We start from the raw sequence: 14,842 nt of genomic DNA, 5'->3' as shown, positions 1-14,842 counted from the left end.
AGGACTCCTGGCGATGACACTGGGCTGGGCGGCGGGGGCAGCCGGAGGGCGTACCGTTCGGCAGGCTACCGCGACCCGAGCACGGCGCGACCGACTGCTTGGTGCACGGGCCGTACGACGTACGCGTAGGCGATCCCCACTGTGAGGGACGCCACAAGCGCGAGCCACTGGTGGCCCGCGTCCTCCAGGGGCGGGTAGACCTGCCAGTGGGTCAGGTAGATGAACAGGCTCGCCGTGGCCAGCACCCCCGCGACCCGCGCGAGCAGCGGCGTGACCGGCACGTGCGGGCACCACAGCATCAGCAGGAAGCCCCCGACGACGATGACCTCGCGGTGCACCTCGCCGAAGAAGCCGACGACCAGCAGGAGGGCCAGGCCGGAGACGACCAGGCGCTGCCGGGTGGTCGCGGCGCGCGCGCCCGCCCAGCCGAGGGCGAAGAAGAACGCCACGACGAGCGTGGTGTAGCGCTCGGTCGGGCCGGCGCGCAGGCCGACCTCGGCGATGCGGGCGACGGTCGCCACGGCCAGCACGCCGAGCGCGAAGCGGAACGGCGTACGTCGCTCGAGGCGGTGCAGCACCGGCAGCGTGGTCACGGCCAGCGCGGCGGCGGTGAGCCACACGAGCGACTCGAGGAACCACAGCTGCCACTGGTCGTCCCACTCCGAGCCGTTGACCACCTCGCGGACGAACAGGACGGTGGTGAGGTCGTAGCTGCCGAGCACGAGCGCGACGCCGCCGACCCACAGCACCGCCGGTACGACGAGCTGGGCCAGGCCGGCGAGGCCGTGCCGCAGCCGGGTGCGGGCACCGCCGGGCGCGGAGAGCTGGAAGCGCGCGAAGTTGAAGCCGGCGAGCGCGAGGAGCAGGTGGGCGCCGCCCTCGAGGCCGACGAGGTCCACGTGGCTGGCGACGATGATCAGGATCGCGAGCGCCCGCAGCGCGACCGTCGTGTCGAGGTACGTCGCGCGGCGTCGCGGGCGGCCGGTGGCCGCGGAGGTGCCGCTTCGCTCGTCGGCGTCGGCGTCGGCGTCGCTCCGGACGTCGGCGGCCGTCGCGAGGCGCTCGAGCTCGCCGATGCCGCGCACGTGCCACCCGGCGGGCAGCCCGAGCGGGAAGTGGTCGGCGAGCCGGGTCGCGAGCTCGACGTAGGACAGCGAGTCGCCGCCGAGCGAGACGAACGAGTCGGCGTCGGTGGCGTCGGGGCGGCCGAGCACGCGGACCACGTCGGCGCGGACGCTGCGGGCGTGACGGTCGGGTGAGGCCGTCGCGCCCTCCTCCCGCTCGACCTGCGTGGCGAGCGTGCCGAGGGCTGCGTAGTCGGGCTTGCCGCTGCTCGTGAGCGGCACCTGCGGCACGACGGTGACCCGCACCGCGTGCGGGGGTACGCCGCACCGGTCGGCCACGAGCGTGCGCGCGGCGGCGCTGCCGCGTCCGCTCGTGAGGAAGACGTGGACGGCGCGGTCCGTCGCGACGACCCGGGCGTGCCGGTCGACGTCGGCGCGCAGGCCCTGCTCGACGGCGTCGAGGTCGATGCGCAGGCCGAAGACCTTGCCCCAGCGGTTGCGTCGTCCCACCACGGCGAAGAGACCGTCGTGCTCGCGGGCGAGGTCGCCGGTGCGCAGCTCGGTCGTCACGCGCGGGAGGGCGAGGTCGGCGGGCTCCTCGGCGTAGCCGAGCATCACGTTGGCGCCGGTGTAGACGAGCTCCCCGACGCCGGGCCGGTCGTCGACGGACTCGTCGAGGTGCAGGTGCCCGCCGGGGATCGCGACGCCGATGCTGTCGGGGTGGTGCTCGGCGAGGTCCGGCGGCAGCCACGCCATCCGGGCCGTGGCCTCGGTGGCGCCGTACATCACCACCAGGTCCCACCCGCGGCTGCGTCCGGAGCGGCTCCAGCGGCGCACGTCCTCCGGTGCGAGCCGGCCGCCGGCCTGGGTGACCCGTCGCAGCGTCGGCAGGTCGCGGTCCTCGAAGCCGCTCGCGGCCAGCAGGTCGAAGGTGTGCGGCACGCCGGCGAGGCCGGTCACGCCGGTGCGTGCGAACAGGTCCCAGAAGCACGCGTCGACGACGCTCAGGTCGGTCAGCACGACGCTCGCGCCGACCGCGAGGTGGGAGTGCAGCACGGACAGGCCGTAGCAGTAGTGCAGCGGCAGGGTGGTGACCGCGCGGTCGGCGGGGGTGAGCGCGAGGTAGTCGGCGATGGCCGCGGCGTTGCTGGCGACGTTGTCGCGGGAGAGCCGCACGAGCTTGGGCGAGCCGGTGGTGCCGGAGGTGCTCAGCAGGAGCGCGAGGTCGGGGTGCAGGTCGTGCGCGCTCGTGGTGCGGCGTACGTCGTCGCGGGTGCCGGGCGTGCACACCACGTCCGGGTCGTAGGCGGCGATGGTCGCGTCGCGCTGGGCGGGCCGGCCGTCGGGGACGACGAGGGCGACGTGGCCGTGCTGGAGGGCGGCGAGGTAGCCGACGAGCGAGTCGAGGTCGTTGGCGCCCTCGACCAGCACGAGCCGGCGGGCCGGACCCCAGGTGGCCGCGCGGTCTGCCACCCGCCGGGCGAGGTCGGCGTGGGTGAGGACCTCGTCGCCGGCGAGCACGGCGGGAGCGGCGCCGAAGCGCGCGTGGTCGAGGACCGGGCCGTCAGCCGGCGCGACCCTCCTGGCCAGGTCGGGCGCGGGGGCCGGCATGGGGTGCAGCGCGGGCTGGGGCGACGTGAGCGTCACGGCGTGCCCGTCGGGTGGTAGGCCCGGACCAGGCCGGTGACGCGCAGGTGGACGGTGTCGCCGGGGCCGGGGTGGCGCACACCGGCCATCCGCGCGAGGACCGAGGTGCCGTCGTCGAGGCGGACCTGCACGGCGCAGTCGTGTCCGTAGTAGCTGACCTCCTCGACCGTGCCGCGCACGCCCTCGTCGTGCGCGAGGTCGACGAAGACCTGCTCGGGGCGGATCATCAGCGCGACCGGCCCGGTGGTCGGCTCGGTCAGCACGACCTCGCCCAGCGAGCAGGTCGCGCGGGCGTCGGTGGCGGTGCCGGGCAGCACGACAGCGCGGCCGACGAACTCGGCGACCTGCGGGTCGTTGGGGGAGAGGTAGACCTCGCTCGGTGTCGCCGACTGCACCAGCCGGCCGGCGCGCATCACGGCGACCTGGTCGGCGAGCGAGAGCGCCTCGTTCTGGTCGTGGGTGACCAGCAGGGCGGTGGTGTTCGTCGCCTCGAGGGCGCGGCGCACGGCCCGCGACGTGCTGCCGCGCAGGCTGGCGTCGAGGGAGGAGAACGGCTCGTCGAGGAGAACGACGGCGGGTTGCGGCGCGAGCGAGCGGGCCAGCGCCACGCGCTGCTGCTGGCCGCCCGACAGCTCGTCCGGGCGACGGTCGCGGAAGTCGGCCGGCAGCTCGACGAGGTCGAGCATCTCCACGACGCGGTCGCGACCCTCCTGGCCTCCGCGCGCATCCCGCGACAGGCCGAACGCGATGTTGGCGGCCACGTCGAGGTGCGGGAAGAGCGCCCCCTCCTGGGGGACATAGCCAGCGCGCCGCGCCTGCGGGGCCACGGGGCGTACGCCGTCGCCGGCGACGGTCGTGTCGCCGAAGGCGATGCTGCCCGACTCGGGGACCAGGAAGCCGGCGATGAGCCGCAGCAGGGTCGTCTTGCCGCAGCCCGACGGGCCGAGCACGGTCGTGAACGAGCCGTGCGGCACGTGGAGGGTGACGTCGTCGACGGCGCGGGTGGCCGAGGCGCCTGAGCCGAAGGACTTCGTGACGCCGGTGATCGTGAGCGAGCTCATGCCGGAACCCTCTCCGTGCGGGTGGCGGGGCTGTCGGAGCGCATCAGCAGCACCGTGGCGGGGATCGATACGAGCACCAGCAGCAGCGCGTAGGGGGCCGCGGCGCCGTAGCGGAGCTCGGAGGAGGCCGACCAGAACTCGGTGGCCAGCGTGTGCGTGCCGATCGGGGAGAGCATGAGGGTCGCGGTGAGCTCGGTCGAGATCGCGAGGAAGACCAGCGCGGCGCCCGCGCCGAGGCTCGGCGCGATGAGGGGCAGGGTCACCCGGCGTGCGGTCGCGAGCGGACCGGTGCCGAGGCTGTGCGCGACGTCGTCGAGCACGGTGGGCGCCTGCTCCAGCCCGGCGCGGACCGTCACCACGGCTCGCGGCAGGAAGAGGATGACGTACGCCGCGACGAGCAGGGCGGCGGTCTGGTAGATCGCCGGCACGAGGCGCAGCGACGCCACGACGAGGGCGAGGCCGACGACGATGCCGGGCAGCGCGTTGGCGATGTAGGTGCTGCGCTCGATCACGGTGCTCGCCCACCCGCGGTGGCGCACGGCCAGCCAGACCACCGGGATCGCGGCGAGCGTCGTGGCGACCGCTCCGGCGAGCGCGAGCGCGACGGTCGCGACGAGCGCCTCGGCCAGCTCGGCCATCGGGAACTCGGTCGACGTGCCCACGACCAACCAGCGCACCAGCGAGAAGGCCGGGATGCCGAGGGCAAGGACGACCACGGCGCCGACGACGCCGACGAGCGGCCAGCGCCACGGGCCGAGCGCGACGGGTACGGCGCCGCGGGCGGCGCCACGGCCCAGCCGGGCGTACCTCCGGTTGCCCCGCAGCCGCAGCTCGGCGAGGAGCAGCACCAGGCAGAGCAGGACCAGGACGACGGCCATCGCGGTGGCGGCGGCGCCGTTGAAGGTCGAGCCGTACTGGTCGTAGATGGCGGTGGTGAAGGTCGGGAAGCGCAGCAGCGACAGCGCGCCGAACTCGGCCAGCAGGTGCAGCCCGACCAGCAGCGCGCCGCCGAGCAGGGCGGGGCGCAGCTGCGGGAGGACGACGGTGCGGAAGGTGCGCGCGCGGGAGTGGCCGAGCGACCAGGCCGACTCCTCCAGTGCCGGGTCGAGGCGGCGCAGCATCGCGACGACGGGGAGGTAGACCAGCGGGTAGTAGGAGAGCGTGACGACGGTGAAGGCGCCGGTGAAACCGTGGACGCTGCGGTCCAGCGAGACCCAGGCGTAGCCGTTGACGAACGCGGGGACGGCGAGCGGTGCGACGAGCAGGCCGTGCCACAGGCGGCGTCCGGGCAGGTCGGTGCGCTCGACGAGGACGCCGAGCGAGACGCCGAGGGCGGCGGTGGCGGCCATGCACGCGATCGCCAGGGTGACGGTGTTGCGCAGCAGCTCGGCGATGCGCGGGCGGGCCAGGAGGTGCCAGAGGTCGACGGGGCCGATGACCACGACGTAGAAGGCCACGTAGGCCAACGGCACCAGCGCCAGGACCGCGACCGCCGCCCCCGCGACGAGCAGTGGCCGCGGTGCGCGACGCCCGGTCCGGGCGGCGTACGTGGTCAGAGGAGGCCTGCCGCGGTCATCAGCTCGGTCACCTGCGGCCCGTTGAGGCTTGCCACGTCGACGGTGGGCGGCTCGAGCTCGTCGAACGGCTTGACCGCGGGGTCGAGGCTCGCGTCGGGGTTGAGCGGGTACTCCAGGGCGTACGACTCCGCCATCGCCTGCTGCGCGGCGGTGCTGGTCAACCAGGTCACGAACTCCTCGGCGGCGTCCTTGTGCTCGCTGCTGTCGAGGATGCCGGCGCCGGAGATGCTGAGGAACGCGCCGGGGTCCTGGTTGCCGAAGAAGTGCAGCGCCGAGCTGTCGGAGTCGCTGCCGTTCTCCTGGCGGTCGCGGTACCAGTAGTAGTGGTAGGCGATGCCGGCGTCGACCTCGCCGGAGTCCACGGACTGCATCACGACGAGGTTGTTCTGCACCACCACGCCGTTCTCCTCGAGGCCGGCGAGCCAGTCGGCCGTGGCCTCCTCGCCCTCGAGCTCGAGGACGGCGGACACGATCGCCTGGAAGTCGGCACCGGTCGGGGAGAAGGCGACACGGCCCTTCCACTCGGGGTCGGCGAAGTCGAGGATCGAGGCGGGCATGTCGGCCTCGGTCATCGTGTCGGTGTTGTACATCGCGACGGTGGAGCGGGCCAGGAAGCCGGTCCACGCGCGGTCCGCGGGGACGTACTCGTCGGGGATCGTGGCCGTGGCGGCCTCGGGCAGCTCGGCGAACAGGCCGGCGTTGTCGACGATGCTCATCGCGGGCGAGTTCTCGGTGAGGAACACGTCGGCGGGGGAGTCCTCGCCCTCCTCGACGATCTGGTTGGCCATCTCGAGGTCCTTGCCGCTGCGCAGCTCGACGTCGAGGCCGGACTGCTCCTCGAACAACGGCACGATCTCGTCGAGGAGCTCCTCGTGCTGGGCGTTGTAGACGACGAGGTCGGGCGACCCGAAGACGCCGCACCCGGACAGGGTGGAGGCGGTCAGGAGGGTCGCGGCCAGGGCCACACTGGCGCGCTTGGTCGCGCGGCGGGGGGGAGTCGTCACGAGGGGGCGTCCTTACTTTGCTTAGGCTGCCCTAACTCTAGACCCGGACGGCGGGGGGCGTGGAATCGCGTCCGTCACACCGCGACACGGACCTCCATCACCCGGTGGAACGGCGTCTCGATGGCGCTGCGCAGTGAGCCGAAGCCGGCCTGCTCGACCACCGCCCGGATCTCCCTCGGCGGCTCTGACATGCCTTCGATGGCTCGGCTCAGGCGTCGATGCTGAGGAGCACGTCGCCGACGAGCCGCTCGAGCTGGGCCACCTCGTCGCCGAGCGGCCAGACGTGGATCCGTGAGCAGCCCGCCGCGGCGTACCGCCCCAACAGCGCTGCGCAGTGCTCCGGGGTCCCGACGCACACCCGGTCACGGAGCTCATCCGGGTCGCGCCTGACGAGCGGCGCCAGCACGTCGATGAGCACGCGCTCCGCGTCCGCCGGGTCGTCGGCGACCCACGTCCACATCGTCGCGACCGCGGCGGGGAGGTCCGGGCGGTCGAGGCGGGCGCGCTCCTCCGTGAGTCGCCGACGTCCTTCCGCGAACGCCTCCGGCGAGGTGTTGTACGCCGACGCGAGCCAGCCGTCGCCCCAGCGCGCGACGCGCCGCAGCCCGGCGGGTGACCCCCAGCTGGCGACCCAGATCGGCACCGGCTCGGGTGGTTCGACCCGCCTGGAACCGTCGAGGATCTCGACCCACCTGGCTGGCAGCGATCCGCCGCTCACCAGCCCGCGCAGGACGTGCAGCGACTCCTCGAACTGCTGCCAGCGGTCGTCGAACGGCACCCCGGCCGCGGCGTGGTCGGCCGCCGACGAGCCGGCCCCGACACCGGCGACGACCCGGCCCGGCGCGAGGGTGGCCAGGGTGGTGAGCGTGGCGGCGAGCTGGCCGGGGCCGCGCAGCGAGGGCAGCGCGACCGTCGTGGCGAGCTCCATCCCACCGGCGCGGTCGGCGACCGCGGCGAGGAGGGTCGGCCCGTCGAGCCAGGGTCGGTGGAAGGTGAGGTGGTCGTTGGCGCAGACCGCCGCCAGCCCGAGGTCGCGGGCGGCGTCCACCACGTCCCGTACGCGGCCCACGTCGGGACGGTCGCCGCTCGTCGCGACCTGCGGCAGGTGCGCTGCCACCTCCATCCCGCGAGCGTCCCACAGGAAGCGGTCGTGGGGGTTAGCGATCGCTAACCTCCGGCGCTAAGGTGCGAGGCATGACCTTCGAGCTGTCCCCCGAGCACGAGCAGTTCCGCCGCAGCGTCCGCGACTTCGCCGAGGCCGAGATCGCGCCGCACGCCGCGCAGTGGGACCGCGACCACCACTTCCCGACCGACGTGGTCCAGAAGATGGGCGCGCTCGGCCTGATGGGGCTGACGGCTCCTGAGGAGTTCGGCGGCGCGGGCATGGCGGGCGAGGACGGCGGCTTCACCTCGCTGTGCCTGGCGATCGAGGAGATCGGTCGTGTCGACCAGTCGATGGGCATCACGCTCGAGGCCGCGGTCGGTCTGGGGATCAACCCGATCCTCACCTACGGCACCGACGAGCAGAAGAAGACCTGGCTTCCCGAGCTCGTCGCCGGCGACAAGATCGCCGGCTTCGGGCTGACCGAGCCCGGCGCGGGCTCGGACGCCGGGGCGACCAAGACCAAGGCGGTGCTCGACGACGGCGAGTGGGTCGTCAACGGGTCGAAGCAGTTCATCACCAACTCCGGCTCGGAGATCACCTCGCTCGTCACGGTCACCGCTCGCACCGGCGAGCGGGCCGACGGGCGTCCGGAGATCTCGACGATCGTCGTCCCGTCCGACACGCCCGGCTTCGTCGCGGAGAAGGCGTACGACAAGCTCGGCTGGCACGCCTCCGACACGCACCCGCTGTCGTTCAGCGACGCGCGAGTGCCGGAATCGCACCTTCTCGGTGAGCGGGGCCGCGGCTACGCGCAGTTCCTCGCGACCCTGGACGACGGTCGCGTTGCGATCGCCGCGCTCGGGGTCGGGTGCATCCAGGCGTGCCTCGACATGTCGCTGCAGTACGCCGGCGAGCGGCAGACCTTCGGCGGCCCGATCGGACGCAAGCAGGGTCTCGCCTTCCAGGTCTCGGACCTGCAGGTGATGCTCGACGCGTCGCGGCTGCTGACCTACAAGGCGGCGGCGATGAAGGACGCGATGGACGCGGGCTCGTCGTCGGTCACCACGGCGTCGTTCAAGCAGGCGGCCGCCGTGGCCAAGCTCTACGCCACCGAGTCGGCGGTCACCGCGACCCGTATCGCGACGCAGGTCTTCGGCGGCTACGGCTTCATGGAGGAGTACCCCGTGACGCGGTTCTACCGCGACGCCAAGGTCCTCGAGATCGGCGAGGGGACGTCCGAGGTCCAGCGGATGCTCATCGCGCGGGGCCTCGGGCTGCCGGTCGAGTAGCGGTCCGTCAGGCGGGTCGCGGGGCGTACATGATGATCGCGACGCCGACCAGGCAGACAAGCGCGCCGGTCACGTCGTACCGATCGGGCCGGAAGCCGTCCACGACCATCCCCCAGGCCAGCGAGCCGGCGACGAACACGCCGCCGTACGCCGCCAGGATCCGTCCGAAGTGGGCGTCGGGCTGGAGCGTGGCGACCAGGCCGTAGAGCCCGAGGGCGATGAAGCCGGCACCCACCCAGATCCAGCCGCGGCCCTCGCGGACGCCCTGCCAGACCAGCCAAGCGCCACCGATCTCGGCGAGCGCGGCGAGGACGAAGAGCACGAGCGACGCGACGACGGTCATGGGCGGGAGTCTGGCAGCCGGCCGGGCTCAGCCGGTCAGGACGTACTCGATGTGCAGCGCCGGCAGGACCCTGCGCCGGATCGTGGCGACCGGCGGCGGCCGGGTGGTGAGGCGGTGGCCGGTCGGGAGGGTGGTGGTCACGCTGCCGTCCGGTTCGGTTCTCGACCGCCAGCGGTGTGCGGTCTTGGCGTAGTTGCAGGCCTCGCACAGCCCCTGCCCGTTGCGGGCCGACGTGGGACCTCCGTCCTCGCGGGCCTCGACGTGGTCGACGTGCCGCACGGGGGCGTCGCACCAGGGGGTCCGGCAGGTGCGGTCGCGGAGCCGGACGAACCGGGCGAGGTTGCCGCGGAAGGTGCGCGTGCGCGCGTCCATGCTGACGAGCTCGCCGGTGGTGGGCGAGGCGTAGAGCCGCCGGATGCTGACCTCCTCCTCCGCGGTGACGGCGCCGCACACGATCTCCCGCGCGAGCTCGGCCGGGATCGGGCCGAACCCGTCGAGGTGGGCCTCGTCGTCGGCGCCGCCGAACAGTGCGGCGTCGGTCATCACGACGCCGAGGGCGACAGGGGTGGCGGGAACGGCCGGCTCGGTGTCGGACGCGGGGACCCCGAGCATCGTGGCGACCAACGCGTCGGCCATCACCTGACCACGTCCGCGCTCCTCGCCCGCGGCGCGGGCCCGGTCGGCCACACGGGTGAGCGTCGAGTAGACCGCGACGCCTTCCTTGACGGGCAGCAGCGCGGTCAGCCAGGTCATCGAGTCGGGCGCCGGGCGCAGGGTCACACGGCGCTCGGACTCGGCGTGGCGACGGCGGGCCACGCACGCCGCCGGGTCGAGCCTCTCAGCCTCCGCGCGCAACCGGGCCAACAGCCTCCGGGGGCTGAGCTGTTCGAGCGCGTCAGGGTCGCCGGCGACGACCTCGTCCACGGCGAGGCGGTGGGCGAGGGGCAGGCAGGCGGTCTCCCGCGCGATCACGGTCGTGGTCCACTCGTCGATGCGGCCGTCCTGCCAGGCCGCCCACGTGTGCGGCAGCTCGGTCTGGACGACCCTGGCGAGGCCGAGGTGCCGCCGGCCGCGGTGCGGGGACTCCCGGCGGGCTGCGGCGACCACGTTGCCCACGCCCTTGCCGAGCTCCTCGGCCCGGACCCCGGCGTCGGCCTGCTCCTGCGTGAGCAGCGCGTCGAGGCGAGCCGTCAACTCCGCCTGCGCCGCGGACACCGTGCGGCCGAGTGTCTCGAGCTCGGCGACGAGGTCGACCAGGACGGGGGCGTCGAGCTCCAGCGCTGCAGCCACGATGCCCCGCAGCTCCGAGCGCGTCGCTGCGACGGCGGCGGCGGGGGTGCTCGGCAGCGGGCTCGTGGTCATGGCACCACGGAAGCATCGAGCCCGGACAGCCACGACCACGCGTGGCGTACGCCTGTGGACGGCGACGCCCGACGGCGACCTGTGGACGGTTCGTGGTCCGTCATCTCCGCCTCCCGACGGATCCGGACGCACCGCTCGCCCCCTACGCTCGCCCCATGCCCAGCACGAGCCAGCGCGCCCTGACGTGGTTCGGCGTGGACGACGAGTGGGAGCGTCCCCGGCCGCGGGTCGGGCGGCAGGACGTCGTCCTGGCCGCCAGCGTCGAGGCCGTCAGCCTGCTCGCGCTCGAGCTGGTGCGCAGCGCGGGCGGACTCGAGCACACCGACGTCCCGGTCTGGACGCAGTGGCTCGCCGTGTCGACGGGTGCGGCACTGCTCCTGGGTCGCCGCCGCTGGCCGCTGGTGGTCGCGAGCCTCGCCGCGCTGCACATGTTCGTCGCCGGCGTGTCGATGCCGGAGGTCATGGGGCAGGTGTCGCTCCAGATCGTGTACTTCGTCGCGCTCCTGTCCGGGGTCGCGTACGCCCGCGACCGGCGCGCGATGGTGGTGGTGATCGGCACGATCGTGCTCTTCATGTTCGCGTGGATCACCTGGCAGTTCGCCGTGGGCTCGGCGGCGCAGGACATGATCGACGAGATGGACCAGGCCGACCGGGTCGGGCTCTTCCCGCCGATCCCGTCCGCGGTGGCGATGACGTTGCTGGTCAACGTCATCTACTTCGGCGGGGCGATCGTCGGTGGCGGGGTGTCGTGGCGCGCGGCCCGGCAACGCCTGCGGCTGCAGGAGCAGGCGGCGACCATCACCGCGCAGGCCGGCCGCCTGCGCGAGCAGGCCGTCGTCGACGAGCGGCTGCGCATCGCCCGCGAGCTGCACGACGTGGTCGCCCACAGCGTCTCCGCGATGGGCATCCAGGCAGGTGCTGCCCGCCGGGTCCTCGACCGCGACCCCGAGGCAGCGCGTACGGCCCTCGCGAACGTCGAGGACGCCTCCCGCGACGCGCTCGCGCAGATGCGGCGACTCCTCGGCACGCTGCGCGAAGGACCAACTGACGGCAGCGAGGACGGGTCGGACCCGGCCGGCGGGACGCGTACGTCCGAGGCGGGCGTCGGCGACCTCCCCGAGCTGGTCGCCCAGGCGAGCCAGGAGGGTCTCACCGTCCACCTCGACGTCGTCGAGGACCCGACCTGCGCCGCGAGCCGGCTGCCCCGGGGCATCGGGCTCGCGATCTACCGCACGGTCCAGGAGGCGCTGACCAACGTACGACGACACAGCACCGCCGACACCGTCTCCGTCGTCGTCCGGGTCGACGAGTCCACGTCGTACGCCGAGGTCGAGGTCGTCGACAACGGCCGGCCGCGTCACGGCACCTCCGGCAGCGGGCTCGGCCAGCTCGGCATCCGCGAGCGGGCGGCCACCCACGACGGGCAGGTCGACATCGGGCCCCGGGTGACGGGCGGCTACCGGGTCCGCGTGCGCTACCCCCTCGGGGCGTCGTGATGGAACGCCCGCTGACGGTGCTCCTCGTCGATGACCACGCCATGGTGCGGTCGGGCTTCGCGATGGTCCTCTCGGTCGAGGACGACATCGAGGTCGTCGGCGAGGCCGCCGACGGCCTCGAGGCGATCGAACGGGCCCGCGCGACCCGCCCCGACGTCGTGCTGATGGACGTCCAGATGCCGCGGATGGACGGCATCGAGGCCACCCGCCACCTCGTCGCTGACGACCTCGGGCGTGTCGTCATCGTGACGACCTTCGACCGCGACGACTACCTCTTCGACGCCCTTCGGGCCGGCGCCAGTGGCTTCCTGCTGAAGAACGCCGGTCCGGAGCAGCTCCTCGACGCCGTACGCGCCGCAGGTCGCGGACACGCGCTGCTCGCGCCGGAGGTGACCCGCCGGGTCATCGGCAAGATGGCCGGGGGAGCGGGCGCCGGGGCGGGACCGGTGGCGACCGAGCGGGCCGAGCCGAAGGAGCTGGCGCTGCTCACCGCCCGCGAGCGGGAGGTGCTCGTGCTGCTCGGCCGGGGACTGTCGAACGGCGAGATCGCCGGCACGCTCGTGCTCGGCGAGGCGACGGTCAAGACGCACGTGTCCAACGTGCTCGCCAAGCTGCACGTGCGCGACCGCGTGCAGGCGGTCATCTACGCCTACGAAGCCGGCCTCATCCTCCCGACGGAGGAGTGAGCCAGGAGGGTCGCGCCGACACCCCGACCACGCCCACCTCCACCCCACAGCTCCGTCCCGCGGGGGATCCCCGCCGGGCCGCGCGTCACTAGCGTCGACGTCATGCTGGAGATCAGGGAGCTGACCAGACGGTTCGGTGAGAACACCGCCGTGGACCACGTGTCGTTCGAGGTGCCGGCCGGGTTGATGACCGGCTTCGTCGGCGGCAACGGTGCGGGCAAGACCACGACCATGCGGATGGTCATGGGGGTGCTCGGAATCGACGAGGGGGAGGTGCTGTGGCAGGGCCGGCCGATCACCCGGCTGGACCGCCGTCGGATCGGCTACATGCCCGAGGAGCGTGGCCTCTACCCCAAGCAGCCGATCCTCGACCAGCTCGTCTACATCGCCCAGCTCAAGGGCATGGACCGGGTCGCGGCCCGGACCCAGGTGACCGAGCTGCTGGAGCGGTTCGGGCTGGGCGAGCGGACCAAGGACCACCTCGAGAAGCTGTCGCTGGGCAACCAGCAGCGGGTGCAGATCATCGCCTCGGTGCTGCCCCGCCCGCGCGCGCTCGTGCTCGACGAGCCCTTCTCGGGCCTCGACCCGAGGGCCGTCGACTCGATGGTCGACCTGCTGCGCGAGTACACCCGCGACGGCGTGCCGGTCCTCTTCTCCAGCCACCAGCTCGACCTCGTCGAGCGACTGTGCGACCGCCTGGTCGTGCTGTCCCAAGGACGCCGGGTCGCCGCCGGGACGGTTGCGGAGCTGCGCGACGCGGGGGTGCCGCGCTTCCGCCTCGTCCTCGGCGGCGACGCCGGTTGGGTCCGTGACCTGCACGGGCTGGAGGTCCTCGACCTCGAGGGTGCCAGCGCCCTCGTCGAGGTGCGCCAGGACGGCGCCGAGCAGCACCTCGTCGCCGAGGCCACCAGGCGCGGCGACGTCCACGAGTTCGTCCGGGTCCGCCCGGCCCTCAGCGAGATCTACCGGGAGGCCACCGCATGAGCACCGACACGTCGAGCCCCGACGACCTGGACACCGACCGGCGCGACGAGCCCGCGTGGCTGCTCGTGACCCGCCGCGAGGTCGTCTCCCGGATCACCGACAAGTCCTTCCTCCTCGGCACGGCGTTCATGGTCGTGCTGATCGCCGGGTTCATCGGCTTCAGCGCCTGGCAGGAGGAGCGGACCGACACGGTGACCCTGGCCGCCACGCCGGACGCGGCCGCCATGGCCACCGCGGTCGCCGACGCCGCGCCGGGAGTGGACGAGAACGTCGAGGTCACGGTCGTCGAGGTCGACGACCGGGCCGCCGCCGAGTCGGCGCTGCGCGAGGACGAGGTAGACGCCTGGCTGCACCCCACTGACGACGGCTGGCAGCTGACCTCGGAGTCGAGCGAGCAGGGCTCGCTGACCAACGTCGTGGAGGTGGTCGTGCAGCAGCAGGTGCTGGCCGACAACGCCGCGGAGGTCGGGACGACGGTCGAGTCGCTCCAGGCCGGCAGCACGGTGACCACGGCCTTCCTGCGCGGCGACGCCGAGAAGGCGGGCGTCGCCGAGGCCGTCGGCTTCGTGTTCGTCTTCCTGTTCTACTTCGCCGCCCTCGTCTTCGGCATGCAGCTGGCGTCGTCGGTGATCGAGGAGAAGCAGAGCCGCATCGTCGAGATCATCGCCGCCGCCATCCCGGTACGGCACCTCCTGGCCGGCAAGGTGCTCGGCAACACGGCCCTGGCGGTGATCCAGCTGATGGTCTACCTCGTCGTCGGACTCGTGGGGCTTTCGTTCACGTCCTACAAGTCCTACGTCCCGGCGCTGTCGGGTCCGACGGCGTGGTTCATCGGCTTCTTCCTCGCGGGCTTCATCGCCCTGGCCTGCCTGTGGGCCGTCGCCGGGTCGCTCGCCTCGCGGACGGAGGACCTGCAGGCGACGTCGACGCCGCTGACGATGCTGATGCTCGTGATGTTCTTCGGCGGGCTTTCGCTCGACGGCCGCGGTCAGGTGATCGCGTCGTTCGTCCCGCCCGTCTCGGCGGTGGTGATGCCCAAGCGCATCCTGGCCGGCGGCGTGGAGTGGTGGGAGCCGCTGCTGGCCCTGGGCCTGCTGGCCGCGTTCGCCGCGGTCACCGTGTGGGTCGGGGAGCGCCTCTACCGCCGGGCGCTGCTGCAGACCGGCGGTCGGGTCAGCCTCCGCCAGGCGTGGTCCGCGGCCGAATGACCCGGAGGTAGGTGGG

At 73.3% G+C, this 14,842-nt stretch carries 12 protein-coding genes; 5 read left to right on the top strand and 7 right to left on the bottom strand.

The features are described 5' to 3' along the window. Positions 1 to 65 precede the first annotated feature (65 nt). The 5 genes from JOD65_RS20030 to JOD65_RS20010 all read right to left on the bottom strand — a co-directional run bounded on the left by JOD65_RS20030 (position 66) and on the right by JOD65_RS20010 (position 7,476). Entirely contained in the window at positions 66 to 2,711 is a 2,646-nt protein-coding gene (locus JOD65_RS20030) for an AMP-binding protein (RefSeq protein ID WP_191194863.1), read from the bottom strand. After that, entirely contained in the window at positions 2,708 to 3,772 is a 1,065-nt protein-coding gene (locus tag JOD65_RS20025; RefSeq protein ID WP_191194864.1) for an ABC transporter ATP-binding protein, read from the bottom strand. The genes JOD65_RS20030 and JOD65_RS20025 overlap by 4 nt, the downstream gene beginning before the upstream one ends. Next, positions 3,769 to 5,244, bottom strand: coding sequence for an ABC transporter permease (locus tag JOD65_RS20020; protein ID WP_204811309.1), 1,476 nt, complete (start codon positions 5,242 to 5,244; stop codon positions 3,769 to 3,771). Before JOD65_RS20020 ends, JOD65_RS20025 begins: the two co-directional genes overlap by 4 nt. Before the next feature lie 80 nt (positions 5,245 to 5,324). Next, a complete protein-coding gene (locus JOD65_RS20015; protein WP_307821295.1) occupies positions 5,325 to 6,353 on the bottom strand; it encodes an iron ABC transporter substrate-binding protein in 1,029 nt (342 codons plus the stop codon). A gap of 208 nt (positions 6,354 to 6,561) precedes the next feature. After that, a complete protein-coding gene (locus tag JOD65_RS20010) occupies positions 6,562 to 7,476 on the bottom strand; it encodes an LLM class flavin-dependent oxidoreductase (protein WP_191194865.1) in 915 nt (304 codons plus the stop codon). A gap of 71 nt (positions 7,477 to 7,547) precedes the next feature. Here JOD65_RS20010 and JOD65_RS20005 point away from each other — a divergent pair, with 71 nt between their 5' ends. Beyond that, positions 7,548 to 8,747 (top strand): acyl-CoA dehydrogenase family protein, encoded by a 1,200-nt coding sequence (locus tag JOD65_RS20005; protein WP_191194866.1) that lies wholly within the window; start codon positions 7,548 to 7,550, stop codon positions 8,745 to 8,747. Between the two features lie 7 nt (positions 8,748 to 8,754). On the opposite strand, the gene JOD65_RS20000 is transcribed toward JOD65_RS20005, so the two are convergent. Next, a complete protein-coding gene (locus JOD65_RS20000; protein WP_191194867.1) occupies positions 8,755 to 9,090 on the bottom strand; it encodes a YnfA family protein in 336 nt (111 codons plus the stop codon). Positions 9,091 to 9,117: 27 nt separating this feature from the next. After that, a complete protein-coding gene (locus JOD65_RS19995; RefSeq protein ID WP_191194868.1) occupies positions 9,118 to 10,452 on the bottom strand; it encodes an HNH endonuclease in 1,335 nt (444 codons plus the stop codon). Positions 10,453 to 10,607: 155 nt separating this feature from the next. Between JOD65_RS19995 and JOD65_RS19990 the strand changes: the two genes are divergently transcribed. The 4 genes from JOD65_RS19990 to JOD65_RS19975 all read left to right on the top strand — a co-directional run bounded on the left by JOD65_RS19990 (position 10,608) and on the right by JOD65_RS19975 (position 14,826). Next, the gene (locus JOD65_RS19990; RefSeq protein WP_191194869.1) at positions 10,608 to 11,948 is read left to right on the top strand and encodes a sensor histidine kinase; all 1,341 of its coding nucleotides are present in this window, start codon (positions 10,608 to 10,610) and stop codon (positions 11,946 to 11,948) included. After that, the gene (locus JOD65_RS19985) at positions 11,948 to 12,634 is read left to right on the top strand and encodes a response regulator (protein WP_191194870.1); all 687 of its coding nucleotides are present in this window, start codon (positions 11,948 to 11,950) and stop codon (positions 12,632 to 12,634) included. The genes JOD65_RS19990 and JOD65_RS19985 overlap by 1 nt, the downstream gene beginning before the upstream one ends. Before the next feature lie 102 nt (positions 12,635 to 12,736). Beyond that, complete coding sequence (locus JOD65_RS19980; RefSeq protein ID WP_191194871.1) at positions 12,737 to 13,618, top strand: ABC transporter ATP-binding protein; 882 nt, start codon at positions 12,737 to 12,739, stop codon at positions 13,616 to 13,618. Further along, positions 13,615 to 14,826, top strand: a complete 1,212-nt coding sequence (locus JOD65_RS19975) for an ABC transporter permease (RefSeq protein ID WP_224747170.1) — start codon at positions 13,615 to 13,617, stop codon at positions 14,824 to 14,826. Before JOD65_RS19980 ends, JOD65_RS19975 begins: the two co-directional genes overlap by 4 nt. Positions 14,827 to 14,842: the final 16 nt, after the last annotated feature.

The sequence above is a fragment of the Nocardioides cavernae genome, assembly GCF_016907475.1.
In the GTDB taxonomy this organism is placed as follows: domain Bacteria; phylum Actinomycetota; class Actinomycetes; order Propionibacteriales; family Nocardioidaceae; genus Nocardioides; species Nocardioides cavernae.
Note: the sequence above shows the minus strand (reverse complement) of the source record. Positions and strands in the feature narration are given on the sequence as shown.